Source organism: Ruegeria lacuscaerulensis, assembly GCF_013031245.1.
Taxonomy (GTDB): Bacteria; Pseudomonadota; Alphaproteobacteria; order Rhodobacterales; family Rhodobacteraceae; genus Ruegeria; species Ruegeria lacuscaerulensis_C.
The window spans coordinates 1-1759 of sequence record NZ_WPZL01000093.1 but is presented as its reverse complement, the minus strand read 5'-3'; the positions used below and the strand labels follow the sequence as shown (position 1 = coordinate 1759).

Below are 1759 nucleotides of genomic sequence, written 5' to 3'. Positions count from 1 at the left end.
CCAGCAGCCACACAATTCTTTGCCAAGGTGTTGGAGACAAATGGCTTGCCAAGAAAGATCGTGATCGACAAGAGCGGCGCCAACACCGCGGGCCTCAAGGCCATCAACAAGATGTTGAAAGGCTTCGGCTGCCCGATCCCAATAGAGATGGTGAGAAGGAAATACTTGAACAATATCGTCGAGCAGGACCACCGTTTCATAAAGCGGCGCACTCGACCGATGCTGGGATTCAAGGCCTTCGCTTCAGCAGCTGCAACGCTGGACGGAATCGAAGTCGCGAACATGATCCGCAAGGGTCAGTTCACGCCCGGAATCTGTCCGTTTCGTCAATTCGCAGAACTGGCCGCTTAGCTCCACTGCAATCGCTAAAACAGGTCACCGTTCTCAAAAGATTGCGACATGTGTAGACGCCCAAAACGCAAGAGGTAATTTGATCGGTCTTTAGCATCGGTTCGGGTACTGACATGTGTTCGGCTTGTTACGCGGCCTTTGCACATGCCGCTGGCCCCTATGGTGTTAGCGGATCCGGTCCAATTCAAAACCACGTGCTCGAAGCACTCTGTCGCAAGCTGGTTTTCCCGACCCGGTCTCACGATCCTTATGCCATACCGTCCATTGTCCTCTTCCGTTTCCGCCGCCTCGCAGCCGCAGACGCGTTACGCGTTGGCAGCCGGAGCCCGGTAGACTTCCCCTGTGCTCATCAAGGCCCAAACGATCCTCGCCATCTTGTTCGCAAGGGCCACCCGAACCAGCAGTGGCGGCTTGCGTTCGATCATGCGGGCAAGCCAGGGATCCGTTCCCACTCTGGTTCGAGCACGCCACATGACAACGCTGTTGGCGCCGATGATTAATAATCGCCTGAGCGAACGTTCTCCCATTTTTGTTGTCGTCCCGAGGCGCTGCTTTCCCCCTGTTGAATGCTGTCTTGGAACCAGCCCGAGCCAGGCGGCGAAATCCCGACCACGGCGGAACGTTTCCGGCGGCGGGGCCAGGGCAACCAGCGCAGTTGCGATGAGCGGGCCAATTCCAGGCACCGTCATCAAGCGGCGTGCCATCTCGTTTGACCGCGCGCGGCGGGCAATCTCGGCATCCAGTTCTTTGATCTGACCGTCCAGTTGGCCCAGCATGCTGATCAGCCTTTCAAGGCACTCCCGGGCCACATTCGGGATCGCGCTATCGCCAGCATCCACCAAAGCAATCAGCTTGCGAATGTTGCAGGCCCTCTGCGGGGCCACCTGACCGAGCTCTCCAAGGTGACCTCGCACAGCATTGATCAATTGCGTGAGCTGCCGAACCAACAGCTCGCGAGCCCGAAGAACCATCGCGGACGCCTGGGTCTCTTCACTCTTCACGGCAACAAAGCGCATCGTTGGTCGGCTTGCAGCTCCACAGATCGCTTCCGCATCGGCCATATCGTTCTTCTGACGTTTGACGAATGGTTTCACGTAGGCCGGATGGATCAGCCTGACTTCGTGACCCAAACGACCGATCTCACGCCCCCAGTAATGCGCACTGGCACAGGCCTCCATTGCAACCACGCAACGCGGCAATTTGGCAAAGTACTCGAGGACCTGGCCTCTGCGCAGTTTCTTCCGAAGAACAGGGTGACCTGTTCTATCCGCCCCGTGCACCTGGAACACATTCTTCGCCAAATCCAGGCCAATCATGCTAATCTCTCCCATAGACGCCTCCATTCAGGTTGTTTGCAAACCCACAATGGCACATCGAGGCCAGCGGGGGCGTCTACACCTTCAAAACC

General features: G+C 57.4%; 2 protein-coding genes. One reads left to right on the top strand and one right to left on the bottom strand.

What is annotated here, in order from left to right; genetic code table 11:
- Positions 1-351, top strand: a 351-nt coding sequence (locus GOX66_RS25435) for a DDE-type integrase/transposase/recombinase (RefSeq protein ID WP_170766699.1), incomplete at its 5' end; no start/stop codon positions are given.
- 305 nt (positions 352-656) lie between these two features.
- On the opposite strand, the gene GOX66_RS25430 is transcribed toward GOX66_RS25435, so the two are convergent.
- Entirely contained in the window at positions 657-1682 is a 1026-nt protein-coding gene (locus tag GOX66_RS25430) for an IS110 family RNA-guided transposase (protein ID WP_170766698.1), read from the bottom strand.
- Between the last annotated feature and the right edge of the window lie 77 nt (positions 1683-1759).

Excerpts from the sequence above, each read along its gene's own strand:
- GOX66_RS25430 (WP_170766698.1), bottom strand. The coding sequence starts at position 1,682 with ATGGGAGAGATTAGCATGATTGGCCTGGATTTGGCGAAGAATGTGTTC.